The 15,094-nt window shown below is 68.1% G+C and carries 12 protein-coding genes; 6 read left to right on the top strand and 6 right to left on the bottom strand.

Annotation, left to right across the window (positions count from 1 at the left end; translation table 11 throughout):
- Positions 1 to 3 precede the first annotated feature (3 nt).
- Positions 4 to 1,263: an aromatic ring-hydroxylating dioxygenase subunit alpha gene (locus ACIQWX_RS25695; protein ID WP_400876039.1), complete on the bottom strand. Its 1,260-nt coding sequence runs from the start codon at positions 1,261 to 1,263 to the stop codon at positions 4 to 6.
- Positions 1,264 to 1,448: 185 nt separating this feature from the next.
- Between ACIQWX_RS25695 and ACIQWX_RS25700 the strand changes: the two genes are divergently transcribed.
- On the top strand, positions 1,449 to 2,738 hold the full coding sequence (locus tag ACIQWX_RS25700; RefSeq protein WP_400877574.1) for a S10 family peptidase: 1,290 nt from the start codon (positions 1,449 to 1,451) through the stop codon (positions 2,736 to 2,738).
- On the opposite strand, the gene ACIQWX_RS25705 is transcribed toward ACIQWX_RS25700, so the two are convergent.
- Together ACIQWX_RS25705 and ACIQWX_RS25710 are read right to left on the bottom strand one after the other, a co-directional pair.
- On the bottom strand, positions 2,739 to 3,944 hold the full coding sequence (locus ACIQWX_RS25705; RefSeq protein ID WP_400876041.1) for a PucR family transcriptional regulator: 1,206 nt from the start codon (positions 3,942 to 3,944) through the stop codon (positions 2,739 to 2,741).
- Positions 3,945 to 4,028: 84 nt separating this feature from the next.
- On the bottom strand, positions 4,029 to 5,330 hold the full coding sequence (locus ACIQWX_RS25710) for an NAD(P)/FAD-dependent oxidoreductase (protein WP_400876044.1): 1,302 nt from the start codon (positions 5,328 to 5,330) through the stop codon (positions 4,029 to 4,031).
- Between the two features lie 214 nt (positions 5,331 to 5,544).
- On the opposite strand from ACIQWX_RS25710, the gene ACIQWX_RS25715 reads away from it, so the two are divergent.
- A complete protein-coding gene (locus ACIQWX_RS25715) occupies positions 5,545 to 7,533 on the top strand; it encodes a prolyl oligopeptidase family serine peptidase (protein ID WP_400876047.1) in 1,989 nt (662 codons plus the stop codon).
- Here the strand turns inward: ACIQWX_RS25715 and ACIQWX_RS25720 are convergent.
- Positions 7,523 to 8,962 (bottom strand): S10 family peptidase, encoded by a 1,440-nt coding sequence (locus tag ACIQWX_RS25720; protein ID WP_400876050.1) that lies wholly within the window; start codon positions 8,960 to 8,962, stop codon positions 7,523 to 7,525. The two genes, ACIQWX_RS25715 and ACIQWX_RS25720, sit on opposite strands and share 11 nt — an antisense overlap.
- 130 nt (positions 8,963 to 9,092) lie before the next feature.
- Positions 9,093 to 9,644, bottom strand: coding sequence for a YceI family protein (locus tag ACIQWX_RS25725; protein WP_400876053.1), 552 nt, complete (start codon positions 9,642 to 9,644; stop codon positions 9,093 to 9,095).
- A gap of 274 nt (positions 9,645 to 9,918) precedes the next feature.
- Between ACIQWX_RS25725 and ACIQWX_RS25730 the strand changes: the two genes are divergently transcribed.
- The 4 genes from ACIQWX_RS25730 to ACIQWX_RS25745 are packed head-to-tail and all read left to right on the top strand — an operon-like array spanning position 9,919 to position 13,854.
- Positions 9,919 to 11,214, top strand: a complete 1,296-nt coding sequence (locus ACIQWX_RS25730; protein WP_400876055.1) for an MFS transporter — start codon at positions 9,919 to 9,921, stop codon at positions 11,212 to 11,214.
- A 12-nt stretch (positions 11,215 to 11,226) separates the two neighbouring features.
- Positions 11,227 to 12,333, top strand: a complete 1,107-nt coding sequence (locus tag ACIQWX_RS25735) for an LLM class flavin-dependent oxidoreductase (RefSeq protein WP_400876058.1) — start codon at positions 11,227 to 11,229, stop codon at positions 12,331 to 12,333.
- 7 nt (positions 12,334 to 12,340) lie between these two features.
- Positions 12,341 to 13,363, top strand: coding sequence for an amidohydrolase family protein (locus ACIQWX_RS25740; RefSeq protein WP_400876061.1), 1,023 nt, complete (start codon positions 12,341 to 12,343; stop codon positions 13,361 to 13,363).
- 23 nt (positions 13,364 to 13,386) lie between these two features.
- Positions 13,387 to 13,854 (top strand): flavin reductase family protein, encoded by a 468-nt coding sequence (locus ACIQWX_RS25745; protein WP_400876064.1) that lies wholly within the window; start codon positions 13,387 to 13,389, stop codon positions 13,852 to 13,854.
- A gap of 253 nt (positions 13,855 to 14,107) precedes the next feature.
- Here the strand turns inward: ACIQWX_RS25745 and ACIQWX_RS25750 are convergent, their stop codons facing one another.
- Positions 14,108 to 15,010 carry a LysR family transcriptional regulator gene (locus tag ACIQWX_RS25750; protein WP_400876067.1) on the bottom strand — a complete coding sequence of 301 codons (903 nt, stop codon included), beginning with the start codon at positions 15,008 to 15,010 and terminating at the stop codon, positions 14,108 to 14,110.
- Positions 15,011 to 15,094 lie beyond the last annotated feature (84 nt).

Raw genomic sequence — 15,094 nt, forward strand, 5'->3', positions numbered from 1 at the left:
GGATCACAGACCGGCTTCCGCCAGCAGGTTCGCGTAGGCGCGGTGGAAGCCTGCGACGGAGGTCTCGTTCGATGAGAGTGGCCCTGGAACGAAGCTCTGCGAGCGCACACCCTGCTGCGTGCGCTCGCAGAGCGCCCAATCCTGCCGGTTCGTCCGATCCCACACGGTCGCCAGATTGTCGAGGTCGTAATCCACGCCTTCCACCGCGTCTTCGCGCACCAGCCAGGTCATCCTGACCTCGGTCCGATCGGTTGCTTGTGGACGGTCTTCCAGGATCACTGCGTAGTCCGGGCAGCACGCCATGGCGAACGTCGGCTTGAGGTGGATCAGCGCGGTGTAGGGCTGACGACCGCGGGCGAAGTCTCCCAGCAACTTGGCCGAGGCGGGGAGCCCGTCGATCGTGAGAGAGGTGGCGCCGGCTTTGAGCGGCAGACGCGAACTTCGCACGATGTTGTCGTCGCTCTCGAAGACGTAGTCCTCGTTTTCGGTCGACGAACCGAGTCCGGAGACGTCGGCCGTCTTGAGGAGCTCGGGATGGTTCGCCGAGCAGTGGTAGCACTCCTGCGCGTTCTCCCAGACCAATTTCCAGTTCGCCGCAACGTCGTAGACGACGGTGTGCGCGATCCGCGCCGAGGCGAGGTCGAAAGGCGCGATGTTGGCCAGGCCGAGATCGAGCTGGTCGGCCAGCGACCGACGCAGCTGGTCCGCCAGGTTGACGAAGACCAGGCCGTGCCACGACTCCACGTGGACGGCGGCCAGCCGGTGGCCCGCCGGGTCGAAGCCGGGCGGCATCTTCGGTGCTCCCTGCAGTGTGCCGTCCATGCGGTACGCCCACTGGTGATAAGGGCAAACGAGACGCTTCGCGGTGCCGCAGCCGGGCGTGACGAGACGAGCGCCTCGGTGCCGGCAGACGTTGTGGTAGGCGGCCAGGCCCCCGTCCGTTTTCCTGGCCACGATGACGCTCTCGGCTCCACTCTCAACGGTGAGGTAGTCGCCCGCCTGCCGAAGCTGTGACTCGTGACCGGCGTAAAGCCAGCTCCGGTTGAAGATCGTCTCGAGTTCCCGGTCGAACAACTCAGGGGATACATAATGATCTCGCGGAATACCGAGCTGCGCCTTGATGTGCTGTCGCAGCAGCGTGCTCGGTGCCGATTCGTTCGCCATCACCCACCACGTTCCGTAGTCGTCGGTCGCGTTCTGGATTCCGGCCAGAATCCCACAGCTGCCGGTGAAGAGCTGCGGTGCTCGCGTTGCGGAGAGCACCGGAAATCCGCAACATCTGTCGTGACCGCGCGACCGTGCAGTGCACCTACGCTGGCAAGGTGCAGAGCAACGGTTCGGCAGCGTCGGTACGGCAAGGCGTCTTCGGTGGGGTCGCCCTCGACTACGAAGCGACCGTGGGAGAGATCGTCGTCCCCGATCAGTCAGGTGAACCGGGTGCACGATACGTGTACATCAGCTACGTGGCTGAGCCGGCGGCGACGCCGCGTCCGGTGATCTTCGCCTTCAACGGCGGTCCAGGGTCTTCCTCGGTGTGGGTCCACTTCGGACTGGGACCGCGGCGTGTGGCAGACATCGACCTCCTGCAGCCGCGGACGGCGCCGCCGTTCGCCATCGAGGACAACCCGGACAGCCTGCTGGACGTCGCCGATCTCGTCTTCATCGACCCGCCGGGGACCGGCTTCAGCCGGGTGCTGGACGAGGACAAGCTGTCCGAGTTCTACAGCGTGACCGGAGACGCGGCCGCGACCCTGCGGTTCGTGTCCGCGTGGTCCCGGCGGCACCGGCGGGAGAACGCCCCGAAGTTCCTGCTGGGCGAGAGCTACGGCGCGATCCGGGCCGCGGCGATGGCGAACCTGGCCACCGGAGGGCCGACGCAGACCGGACGGATCGAATCGCTCGCCTTCAACGGCGTGATGCTCCTCGGCGCAAACCTCGACCTGCATCAACAAGCGGAGCTGGAATGGGTGAACGTGCTCCCCTCCTTGGCCGCGACCGCCTGGTACCACGATCGAGTGCCGGACCGGCCTTCCGACCTCGGTGAGCACGTCGATGCCGCGCGGCGGTTCGCCGCCACCGAGTACCTGACCGCCCTGTACGAGGGAACGGCGCTGGAGCCGGCCCGGCGGGACGCCGTCGTGGCGCGACTGCATCAGCTCACCGGCCTCGATCCGGCCTTCATCGTCGAGCACGACCTCCGGATCAGCACCACGATCTTCGCGGATTCTCTGCTCGGCGACCAGAACCGCCAGACGGGGATGTACGACAGCCGGTACGTCCTCTCGAAAGCCGGAAGGACCATGGATCCCGTCGCCGACGATCCGGCGATGGGACAGTACGTTCCGTCGTTCGCCGGTGTTGTCGGTCCGTACCTGCGAGACGAACTCGGCGCCGACCGGGACGAGCCCTACCACGTCATCGACTTCGGCCGGGTCAACTCCCGCTGGGACTGGGGCGACGGGCCGGGGAGGTTGCGTGCGGCGAACTACGCCCACGACCTCGCCGCGGTGATGCGGCGCAACGCGGACTTCGAACTGTTCGCCGCTTCGGGATGGTTCGACCTGGTCACTCCGGCGGGGAGCCTGCGGTACTCGGTCTCCCGAGCGCCGCTGGATCCGAAGCGGACTCATTTCGGCACTTACGAATCCGGGCACATGCCCTACCTCGGCCGGGAGCCTCGCGCGCTCCTGGTCCAGGAGCTGAGGGAGTTCGTGCTCCGCGTGAGCGGGAAGGCGTGACTACGACTGGGACGCGGTGGCCAGTTTGGACAGCTTCAGTGCCAAGTGGAGCGTCAGGCGGTCCAGCCCGTTGTTCAGGGACAGGCCGGTCACGGTCTCGGCGCGCCGGAGGCGGTGGTAGAGCGTGGTGCGATGGACGTGCAACGCTTCCGCTGTCGCGTTGACATCGCCGGCTCGGTCGAGGAACTCCTCGACCGTGGTGACCAGGCCGCTGTGCGCCGGATCGGCCAGCAGCTCCTTGAGGCCCGGCAGCGGAAGCGCTTCGGTCAGCTCGTCGAGATCGACGCGGAGGAGCAGCCCGAACGGCCCCAGCGCCGACCAGGACGCAACCGGCCCGAACATGGGCAGCATCCGCGCCGCCCGCACGGCGGTGCCGGCTTCCCGATGACCGAGCGCCGCGGAATCCAGTCCGGCGTGACTCGCGCTGATGCCCACCACGCAGCCGCGCTGGCCGGGTGAGACCTCGGTGAACCGCCGGCGCACGATGTCCGCCAAGGAGCGCAGATGCTGCTCACCGGCCGGTCGTGCGCCGGTCACCACGATGATCGCCTTCCGCTGCTGGACGAGCGTCAGCGTCGAGCGCGGGGGAAGCGCGCGCCGGACCTGTTCCACCGCGGACTCGAGCGCGACGGCGTCGCCTTCGCCGCCCTCGGCGACCTCGATCACGAAGACGGCGATGTGGGCGGTCGCCGCCAGCAAGTTCTCGTTCAGCAGATCGTCGATCGCGTGCCTGCGGTCCTCCCGCTCGGGGGAGATCAGCATCCGCAGCGTCGACTCCTCTTGGGATCGTTCCCGCTCCTTATGCAGCATCCGGCGGTACAGCACCAAACCGACGCTGTCGGCGACTTCGGCGGTGAGCCGGAGCTCTTCGGCACCGATCTGCTGCTCGGCGTCGATGAGCCAGAGGTAGCCGAGAAGCAGGTTGTTGCAGCGGACCGGCGCGCAGACCCGGGGGCTGATCCCCAGCTCCGCGTCCGCGGGCAGGTGTCCCGGGCCGGTCCAACCGGCCACCCCGCGCGCCTTCACCCACTGCACGATGGCGCGGGGAACCTCGCGATCGAGCACGGAACGGGTCCGGATGGCGTCCTCATCGCCGAAGTGCCGGCTGGCGGCGATCAGCCGGATCGACGGGTCGTCGACGGCGACGGAGCGGCCCAGCCGGTTCGCCAGCGCGTCGATGATGGGCTGTACGTCGTCGGTCGACACGCTGTCACTCCCTAGACCTCGGGACAACAAGTGTCGCTCCTTCTGTTCAGAGGCGCAACGGATGTTGAAATGTCGTTACACCAATCAGCCCATGACCGTTCCCGAGCTGTTCTCGTTGCGGGGCCGCTTGCGGGAGAACGTCCCGAGGTCGATCTCGGCACCGGTGTACCGGGCCTTGAATTGCACGGGTGCCGCGTCGTGATCAAGGCCGTTCTCGGTCTGGTCGATGATCTCGGCCATGAACTGCCCGATGACCGGCGCGTTCTTGAACTGGTTGCCGCTCGTCCCGGCCGCGACGTAGAACCCGGGCAGCTCGGTGCGGTCGTAGATGGGCGTCCAGTCGTCGGTGACGTCGTAGACCCCGACCACGCCCTTCGGCTGGTGGGGCACGCGCAGGTCGGGGAACCTGCGCGCCGCCCTCGTCACCTGGGCGGCGAACACCTCGGCGCTGGGGTACGGGCTGGCCTGGTCCGGATCGTCGAGCCACTGCAGCGGGTCGCACTCGGGTTCGGTGCCGCCGACCAGAACGGCCGACTCGTTCTCCGGCCGCAGGTAAACGCCCAGATCCATGTCCGCGACGGCGATCCGGATCTTCCGGTCCGGCGGCAGGTCCGGCGGCACCGGCACGTGGTGCACCTCTTGCCGCATCGGCCGCAGGCTCACGGTGAAATCAGCGCCGACGCCCGCGAGCTCGTTGATCCGGCCGGACCACGGTCCTGCCGCGTTGACGACCACGGGTGCGGAGATGTGCCTGCCGTCCGCGAGGTCTACGCCCCGCACGCGGTCTCCTGACCGAAGCACGGCGACGACCGTGGTGCCGAGCAGGAACTCGGCACCGTGCCGGGCCGCCGCGTCGGCCAGGTTGACGGCCGCGAGCTGCGGGTCGGTCACGTAACCGGCGTCCGGCGTGAACACGGCGCCGAGGGTGTCTTCGGCGTCGGCCCAGAACCGGTCGTCCTCCAGGCGCGCCGGCGGCCAGTACCGCCCAGGGTCGATCCCGGCGACACGCTGGGCGAGATCGGCGGCGTCCCACTGCTCGTAGGGGACGCCCGCCCGATCGAAGTACGGCAGGTAGGCGTCCCTCGGTGCCGGTTCGACATCGAGCATCGCCAGCCCGGTCCGGCGGTACCGCGTCAGCGCCTCGGCGGCGGGGGCGCCGAGGTGGTCGGCCCAGTTTTCCCAGTAGTGCTTCGCTTCCCAAGCGGCCGCGACACCGGCCCAGGTCGAGAAGTTGAACCGCACCACCGCGCTGGACGCGCTGGTCGAGCCGTGGCCGACGCCACCTGCCTTATCGACGACGGTAACGGTCTTTCCCGTGCGGGCGAGTTCGAGCGCGATCGAGGTACCGACCACGCCGGCGCCGATGATCACGACGTCCGTGTGCATGTTGGAGTCCCCTATGCGTGGAGGCGGAGCCGAGCCGCCCGGGAGGAGGGCCCGGGCGGTCGCGGCCACTCCAGCATCGCGGTGGCAACCCGGCGCGGCATCCATCGTCGGTTGAACGTTTTCCCGGAATGGTGCGTCGTTTGTCGATGGCGGCACTCCCGCGGCGGGGCAGATACTGACTGTGCCGAGGTGTCCGACTCAGGAGGTGGTGCCGGTGCGGTCTTTCCCGATGGCGAACGAGGTGCGCGGGACCGCGGCCTGGACCGAGGTCGAAGACTACTTCCAACGCACGATGGGACCGGCGTTCGGCCGGATCGGCGCGGCTGCCGACGCCACGCAGTCGCCGGACGGTGCGCGGGTCGCCTTCACCGGCACCATCCGCGAAAGCCTCGAGCAGCCGCCACGAACCTCGATCTGCGTCGCGGACAGCGTGGGCGGGGTGTCCACTTTGACCTCCGGGCCGAACGACCGGTTCGCGAGGTGGTCACCCGACGGTGGCTGCCTGGCCTTCCTGTCGACCCACGGAGATGGCGGGACGCACCAGGCCTGGTACCTCGAAGACGGTCAGCCGGCGCCGGTCGCGGCACCGGTCGCACCGGGAACCGTCGAGTCGATCGCCTGGTCGCCGTTCGGCAACCGGCTCTTGCTGTCCGTTGCCGAGCTCGGTGCCGACCGGGGCAGCAGCTCGGGCTCCGGCTCGGTGACGGGGACTACCTCGACCGCCGACTGGCAGCCGACCGTGGACACCGGAACCCAGGAGGGCGGCTGGCGCTCGCTGCACGTCGTCGACCGCACATCCGGTCAGCTCCACCGGGTGTCCCCGGACGGCTTGAACGTCTGGCAGGCGTCGTGGCTGGGGGAGTCGGCTTTGCTTGCGGTCGTTTCGCCGGGCCCCGGCGAAGAGCTGTGGTACACGGCCACCGTGGTCCGGATCGACCTGGACTCCGGCGACGTGACCGAGCTGGTCAAGCCGGAGGCCCAGCTCGGCTTGGTGGCCGGCGCGCCTTCGGGGGAACGCGCGGCCTACATCGAAGCGATCTGTTCGGATCGCGATGTCGCGGCGGGCGAGCTGTTCGTGCTGGACGTCGCCTCGAACCGGGCCTTCGCCGTTGCCACCGAAGGAGCGGACGTCACCTGGATCGGCTGGCGAGACGACACGACCTTGCTGTGGGCCGGACTGTCCGGGCTCACCACGGTCGTCGGCAGGACAGATCCGGTGACGGGCGAGTCGTCCGTGCTCTGGCGGAGCGAGACCGACTCGTTCGGCAACTGGTACCCCTTCTGCGCGCCGGCGGCCGACGGGGTCGTCACCGTGCTCGACTCGTACTCGCGGCCACCCGAGATCGTGGTCATCCAGGAGGACGGCACCATCCGCAGCGTTGCCAGTTTCGAACACCCGGGCACCGCGCACGCGCGAGATGTCGGGGGCACGCTGCGGCCGTACCGCTGGACCGCGCCGGACGGCCTGGAGCTCGAAGGACTGCTGATCACGCCCGACGGACCGGGACCGTTCCCCTTGATCATGCACGTCCACGGCGGCCCCGTCTGGGCGTACCGGACCCGGTGGGAACCGATGGATTACTACATCAGGTTCTTCGCCGCCCACGGGTTCGCCGTGTTCTGCCCGAACATGCGGGGGTCCGGTGGCCGGGGCCGGGACTTCGCGGCCCGGATCGTCGGCGACATGGGCGGCGGCGAGGTCCAGGACTTCCTGAGCGGGGTCGAGGCGCTGGTGGCCGAGGGCATCGCGGACCCGGATCGCCTCGCGGTCGTCGGCCGCTCCTACGGCGGCTACATCTCGGCGTGGCTCCCGACGCAGACCGACCTGTTCGCCGCGGCCGTGCCGATCGCCGAGGTGAGCGACTTCCGCCTGCAGCACTGGACGTCGAACATCCCGCACTTCGACGCGCTGTTCCTCGATTCGGACCCGGCCGACCCGGCGGGCAAGCACGCGACCCGGTCACCGATCTCTCTGACCCACCGCGTGAACACGCCGATGCTGCACATCGCCGGCGGCCTCGACCTGTGCACTCCGGCGAGCCAGGCGGTGGTGTTCCACCGCGCGCTGCTGGCCGCGGGCAAGACCAGCGAGTGCGCGGTCTACCCCCGGGAAGGCCACGGTGTCCGTGGCTTCCCGGCGGTGATCGACCAGCTCACGCGGGTGCTCGGCTTCCTGCGGAAGCACTGCCGGGTCAGCGCCTGAGGAACGCGCGGAGATCCGTCGTCAGCTGAACAGCCGATTCGGGATCGGTGTACATCATGTGCCCGCCCGCGTAGCGATGGCTGACCACACGATCACGCGGAATGTCGTACTGACGAAGGAGGTGCTCGACCGCGCCCACCGTGGTCAGGCCGTCGTAGTAGCCGGTCCCGATGAACACGCGCGCTTCAGGCGCTTGCTTGAGGAACTGCGTCAGCCTGGCCACGTAGGGATAAGTGTGGAACGGAGACGGCTTTCCCATCTGCATGAAGTTGTTCGATCCCGCGTCGCTCCAGTCCCAGCGGGCGACCGCGTTCATGTCGAGGAGCCGATAGTCGGTCGTGAACGGGACATCGAGCGTGCCGTGGATGTACCGAGATGCTCCGGCCGTGAAGGCGGGGCGCAAGTAGGTGCCGCTGGGATCGAATTCGGCTTCGCCGGCGGATTTCGTGGTGGCCGCGGCGACGTAACGGGAATCGTTGGTCCCGAGCACCTGCCCGCGCTCGGCGAGCAGTTCCCGAAGGAACTCCGGTTTGCTGACGTAGAGCCCCTTCTTCAGGTAGTACGAGGCCCTGATGCCGGTGATGGTTTCGAGCTGCTTCGCGACGATCTCGCGTTGGGCGTCGGGGAGGGTGTTGCCCTTCAGCAACGCGACCGCGTAATCGCCGTAGGCGAAGTCGAGTGCGACGTCCACGGCGTCGGCAACGCTGCGGTGCTGCCGCGAACCGAGGCCGTGGTGCCACGCGGTCGCGGCTTGGAACGGCAGGGCGGCCACCGCTCCGACGACGTTTCCGGGGCGCTCGCGGGTTTCCTGGACGTTGATGGCCTGTCCGAGGAGGATGATCCCGTCGAGCGGGACCGGCCGCAGCTGCATCAAGGCGGCGGCGAGGAACGGCGCGCGCTGGGTGCCGTAGCTCTCGCCGAGCACGTGTTTCGGGGAATTCCAGCGGTCGTGGCGCGCGATCCACTCAGTGATGATGTCGGCGAAGTACCGCGCGTCGCCTTCGACGGAGAACAACTCATCGGTGTCGACGTCGGCGAACGCGCGTCCGAACCCGGTGTCGACCGGATCCACGAAGACGAGGTCCGCGGTGTCGAGAAGGGAGTGCGTGCTGTCCTCGACCACATACGGCGGCCGAATGCCCTGGCTGAGATCGGTGGGAATGGCCATCCGCTTCGGACCGATCCCGCTCAGGTGCAGAAAAGCCGACGAGGCGCCTGGCCCGCCGTTGAAGATGAACACGACCGGCCGAGCCGGCCAGCGTTCGGAAGGTACATTCGCGACATAGCTGAACACCGACGACGTTCCCAGCGCGTGGCCGTCACGGTCTCGCACCGGCATCAGGTCGAGAGCGAACGTGTACTCGAGGTCGACATCGTTGAACGTTCCGCCCTGTTTCGCCTCGTACCGCTGGAGATCGTCGTTTGTCAAGGTCGCTCCTGCCGTCGGTCGCAAGTGGACAACCGAAGTATGAGTGCGACCCGATGATTATTCAATACGTACAGAAGCTTAACGATTTGTTTGTGCTCCTGGTCACGCCAGGCGTTTGTCCGGTTGCCGATCACTGCAGTTGAAGGACGGCTTCTACTTCGAGTTCTACCCTGACCTTGTCCGAGACGACCGCGCTTGGGATGGAGGGGCCCACGTCGAACGCGGTCCGGCTGATCTCGGTGGTGGCGGACACACCGATCACCTTGGTACCCGTTGTCAGCCCGTCGCCGAAGCCGCCGATCTCGGTCGTCAAGGTCACCTGCTTCGTCACTCCGTGCAGTGTCAGCTCTCCGTCGATCAGGAACTCGTCATTGTCCGTTCGGATGGAGGTGGACGTGAACGACAACGTAGGCAGGTTTGCCACATCGAGGAAGTCAGTGCTGCGGATGTGCCGGTCCCGTTGTTCGTTGTTGGTGTTGACGCTCGAGGCTTGAATCGTCACGGTGACCGTGGAGCCGAGGATGTCCTCGGCGGTGACGATCACGCCCTCGAAGACGTCGAAGCGGCCGTGCACCTTCGAGACGCCGAGGTGTCGCACCGTGAAGGCGACGGTGGAGTGGGCCGGGTCGATGGTCCAGGTGCCGGCGAAGTAGCCGGCGATTTTCTTGGTGACCGAAGGCATGGATGCTCCTTGACGTTCCGGAACAGTCGGATGAGACCCGCGCGCCGGCGTCCATGGGATGGGAATCCCCGCGGCCGGCGTCTGGCGGTCGAGGCGAGCGGGGAGCAGCTTAAGCCCGAGGCGGGGAGTCTCGTCAACCGTGGGAATCCCGAATCGTGGTGTTCTGCTGCCCATAGATGAGGGCTATGGATCCGATCACTGTTTCCGTCTTCCCGATCAGCGAGGTCCTGATCGACAGTGGGAAGACCTCTTCCCCTGCCTTCGGGAGCCGACGATGTCCTCCGATGCCTCTCCGCGAGCTGCAGCCGGCTCGCCACCGGATACTCCGGCACTTCGCGCCCGCTTCGTCATCCCGTTCGCGGTCGCCTACTTCGGTCTCTGGGTGGCCACGCTGACCCCGGTGGTGCTGACGTTGCAGGTCCGAGTCGACGAGCTTGCGCCCGAAACCCGCGGCGGCAGCCTTTCCCTGGTCCTGGGTATCGGCGCGGTGTTCGGGCTGCTGGCAAATCCGGTCGCCGGGCGGTTGTCCGACCGCTGCACGTCGCGGTGGGGGATGCGGCGGCCGTGGCTGCTGATCGGTGTCCTGGTCACGGTGGCGGGTTCGGCGGTCGTCGCTTTCGCCGGTTCGATCCCGATCCTCGCGGTGGGATGGAGCATCACGCAGATTGGCATCAACACCGCCCTCTCGGTGATGCTCGCTTGGCTGCCGGACCACGTGCCCACCCGGGCTCGGGGCCGGGTGTCCGGGATGCTGGGCGTTGCGCAGGCGGTGGCGGCGATCGCCGCGGCGTCGCTCGGCGGCGGCCTGCTGCAGGTGTCCTCGGCCGCGGCCGTCCTGGTCCCTGGGCTGGTCATGCTGCTCGCGGTCGGCCTCGCCTGTCTGGTGATCAAGGACCGGGTCGCCGACCCCGCCGAACGGCAGCCCCTCGGACTCGGACAGCTCGCCCGCAGCTTCGTGTTCAACCCGCGGCGGTACCCCGACTTCGGCTGGGCGTGGCTGAGCCGGTTCGCGATCTTCATGGCCATCGCGTCGGTGCTGAACTACCAGCTGTACTACCTGACCGCGCAGCTCGGGCTGACGACCGAGCGGGCGACAGCTTTGATCCCGGCCGGCGTCGCCGTTCAGACGGTGATCGTCGTCATCGGCAGCGCAGTGTTCGGCCCGTTGTCGGACCGGCTGGGCCGCCGCAAGGTGTTCGTGGTGGCGTCGGCGTTCGTTGCCGCCGCAGGGTTGCTGATCCTGGCTTTCGCCACGTCGCTACCCCTGTACTTCGTGGCCATGGCGCTGGTCGGACTGGGGCAGGGCACCTATTTCGCCGTCGACCTGGCCTTGGTCGCCGATGTCCTACCGAACCGCGAGACCGACGCGGCCAAGGACCTCGGCGTGTTCAACGTGGCCAACCTGCTCCCGCAGTCCCTGGCTCCGGCGCTCGCCCCCGTGTTCCTGGGCATCGGCTTCGGCTCGCTGAGCGAGACGCCGGGCAACAACTACGTCGCCCTCTTCCTCGCCGGCACGGTCTTCTCCGCGATCAGCGCGGTGACGATCCTGCCGATCCGCAAAGTTCGCTGAAAGGACCCCTTCGTGCACCTCTCCGTCTTCAACGGGCCCGCCGCGGCCACCTCGGCCCAGGACCGGCCGATCATCGACTACTGCCTCGACCACTCGATCCGGTGCGCCGACGAGGGTTTCGCGATGGTCACCTTCGGCGAGCAGCACTTCAACGGTTACGAGCCGTACTGCAACCCGTTCCTGATGGCCGCGCGGCTCGCCCCGCACCTGGGTGACACCTGGTTCGGCACGACGATCGTGCCCGCGGTTTTCCACCACCCGCTGCGGCTGGCCGAGGACTCCAACGTCGTGGACTTGCTGCTACGCGGGCGTTTCCTGATGGGCATGTCCGCCGGGCGCGTCGGGTTCTCCCCGGACTTCGACAACTTCGGCCTCGACCCGCAACGCCGGCACGACACCTTCGCGTCCAAAATAGACATCCTGACCCGAGCTCAGCGTCAGCGTGCCGGCGACCCGCCGATCGTCCTGGACACTGAATGGGACAAGGGTTCTTTGATCGGCCGGCTCATGCCCGTGTCCTACCGGCGTGACGGCGCCCAGCTCGCCGTCGGCACCAACACCCCCGAGACGGTCCGCGCCACCGGCGAACGCGGCTGGCCGGTGTTCCTCGGCCCGTGCCGCCCCGAAGTCGCCGCCGACCTGCTTCGGCAGCACCGGGAAGCGCTCTCCGCGGCCGGTCACGCAGCTGAGATCGTCGAGGACGCCGCGCGCAAGTCGATGGTGACCCGGCACGTGTTCGTAGGCGCGACCGACAACGAAGCCTGGGAGCTGGCCGAAAAGCTGGCGGGGCGCAACCCGATGATGGACCGTAGTACGGACTCCCGCTCGATGCGGGAGCTCGCGAGCGCCCCGGCCGACGATCCGAACCCGCGGAACACGAACTACGTGGCGTCGTGGATCATGGCGGGCTCGCCGGAGCGGGTCGTCGAGCAGATCCGCCACTACGCCGGCCTGGGTGTGCAGCACCTCAACATCCGCTTCACCGTCGGCGCCTACCAGCCGGAGCTGTGGACCAGTTCCTTCGACCTGTTCGTCAAGGAAGTGCTGCCCCACGTCGACTCCCAGCTGTTTCCCGCGCTGACGGCCGAGCAGATCGCCCCCGAACACCAGGAAGGCTGACCGATCCATGCGCATCGACGTGCACGCCCACTACTGGCCCGCGTCCTACCTGGACAAGCTGGTCGAACTCGGCCGCCGGGACCTCGTCCACGCCGGACGGCAGCGCGACGACTTCGACGATCGGCTGGCCGAGATGGACAGTGTCGGAGTGGACATCCAGCTGCTGTCGGCGATCGGGTTGAACACGGAAGTCGCCGAGCGGACCGGTGCCGTGGAGGCGGCCCGGCACATCAACGACGTCTACGCCGAGGTCGTCGCCCGCTACGGCGGCCGGTTCGGGGCGTTCGGCAGCGTGCCGCTCCCGTTCGTCGACGAGGCGATCGCCGAGAGCACGCGGGTGCTCGACGACCTCGGGTTCGCCGGGATCGCGCTGCCCTGCGTCGTCTACGGCAAACCCCTCGACCACGCCGACTTCGCGCCGTTCTGGGCGCACCTGGCAGAACGCGACGCCGCGATCTACGTGCACCCGGTCGGCTCCGACTCCCGCGGCCACCCGGGTCTCGACGCGTTCGGGCTGGAATTCGCCCTGGGCAGCACTGTGCAGATCGCGATGGCACCACTGCGGGTGGCGCTATCCGGCCTGTCCACCCGGCATCCCTCGCTGCGCTTCGTTTTCGCGCTCTGCGGCGGAGTGTTGCCATATCTGTGGCACCGCTACGAGCGTAACCTCCGCCGTGGCCTGGAAATGAGTGCCGTCGCGGCGGTAGGAGCACACTACTTCGACTGGATCAAGGAGCTGCCGCTCGATCCGGACGACCCGATGAGCCTGCTGCGCCACTTCTGGTACGACACGTCGGTGCAGGACATCCCGCAGGCCGTCCGGTTGTCCAAGGAATCGGTCGGTGTAGAACGAATCCTGCTCGGCAGCGACGCGATCTTCGCCTCCCTCACCGAAGCCGTGCAGATGATCGAGAAGTCGCCGGACCTCACCGACGGTGAGCGAACGGCGGTCCTGGACCGCAACGCCCAGGACATGCTGAACCTGCCGGCGCCGACCGCTCCGCATCCATCTGCCGGGACGCGCCGATGAACCAAAAGCTCTTCTTCGAGGCGATGGCGTCCTTCCCCGCCGGGGTCACCGTCGTCACGACGACCGACGCGAAGGGAACGTGGCACGGGTTCACGGCAACCTCCTTCTGCTCGGTGTCGAAGGAACCGCCCTTGGTCTCGGTGTGCCTGGCACACACGGCGGCGTGCCACGACGTGTTCACCGCCGCCGGGCGGTGGGCGGTGCACGTCCTGCGAAGCGAGGATTCCGGTCTCGCCGTGCTGTTCGCTACCCGGGGCGCCGACAAGTTCGCCGGCGGACGGTTCACGCCCGATCGGAACGGTCTGCCCGTACTCGACAAATCGGTGGCGCGATTGACCTGCCGGACCGACGCCGTGCACCCGGCAGGGGATCACACGATCCTGGTGGGCCGGGTGGAAGACCTCGATACCTCTGCCGGGGAGTCCGCGGTCTATTACCGCCGAGGCTTCTATTCCTTGCGATCGGCGAAGGAGGCGGCGTGTACGTCCTAATCGACAACGGATCCGTGGTGGTGCGGGAAACCGATGACCTCACCAACCTGTCGGTGCAGACGAGCGGCCAAGATCTGCCATCCGGCTTCGCCGAGCCGGACGGCGCCGACCACGTCCTGCTCGACCTCGCGAGGTTACGGAAGTTGGCCGAATCGGCAGGGGTGGGCGTGGGCTGGAACGACAGATGGCACCGCATGATCGCCTACGCCCGCACCCAAGGATGGATCTCAGCGGACGGCCATCGCGTTCGGGCTCACGTAGAGAGGGAGCCAGCGAGCCGGACCAGCAGCTCGCGAAGGTAGACGTGTTCCGGGTCGTGCTCGTACATCGGGTGCCACCAGGCCGCTTCGACTAGCGGGCTCACCTCGAACGGACAGGGCAGCGCCCGCACCAGCCCGGCCGGCGCCCGGTCGGCGAGACGGCGCTGCAGCAGCGCCACGCGGTCGGTGCCCGCGACCAGGGCCGGCACGGTCAGGAAGTTTTCGGTGACGACCTGGACGTGCGGCTCGATGCCGAGCATCCGCATCTGCCGCGTGGCCGGTGTCGATGCCGTGGGGCCGTGGTAGGTCACGACCCACGGCATCGTGCGCAGGCGGTCCACCGTCAGCTCCTCGACGTCGCTGCCGGCCGAGACCAGGCAGACCCAGTCGTCGCGGTAGAGGTCGGCGTGGGGCAGGCCGTCGACGAAGCCGTGCGGCATCACCAGCAGGTCGATCCCGGTCAACGCCTGCGTCGCGTGGTCGACCACGCTCGGGGTGTTGGCGATGAACCGGACGCGCGTGTGAGGCGCCTCGCGCGCGAGCGTCGCGGCGAGATCGGAGCCGAGGACGGCGACGCCGTAGTCGCTCATCACCAGCGAGAACTCGCGCTCGGACACCGCCGGGTCGAAGTCGGGTTCGGCGGCGAAGACGCGCTCGACGCCGTTGACCGCGGTGCGGACCCGCCCGCGGAGCTGAACGGCCAGGGGCGTGAGCCGGTACTGGTTGCCGAACCGGGCCAGCAGCTCGTCGCCGAAGTGGCGGCGCAGCCGTGCGAGCTGCGCGGACACCGCGGGTTGGCTGAGCCCGACCTGCTCGGCGGCCCGGCTCACGCTGCGTTGGTCAAGCAGCGCATCCAGCGTCACCAGGAGGTTGAGGTCGAGGCGTGCAAGGTTCACCGGCTCAGCGTATCCACCACGTCGATACCCCACATCACCGATTTCGTCTTCCCGGATGTCGGCGGGTGCCCGACGGTAGAGGGG

Source organism: Amycolatopsis sp. NPDC098790 (genome assembly GCF_044759945.1).
GTDB lineage: Bacteria > Actinomycetota > Actinomycetes > Mycobacteriales > Pseudonocardiaceae > Amycolatopsis.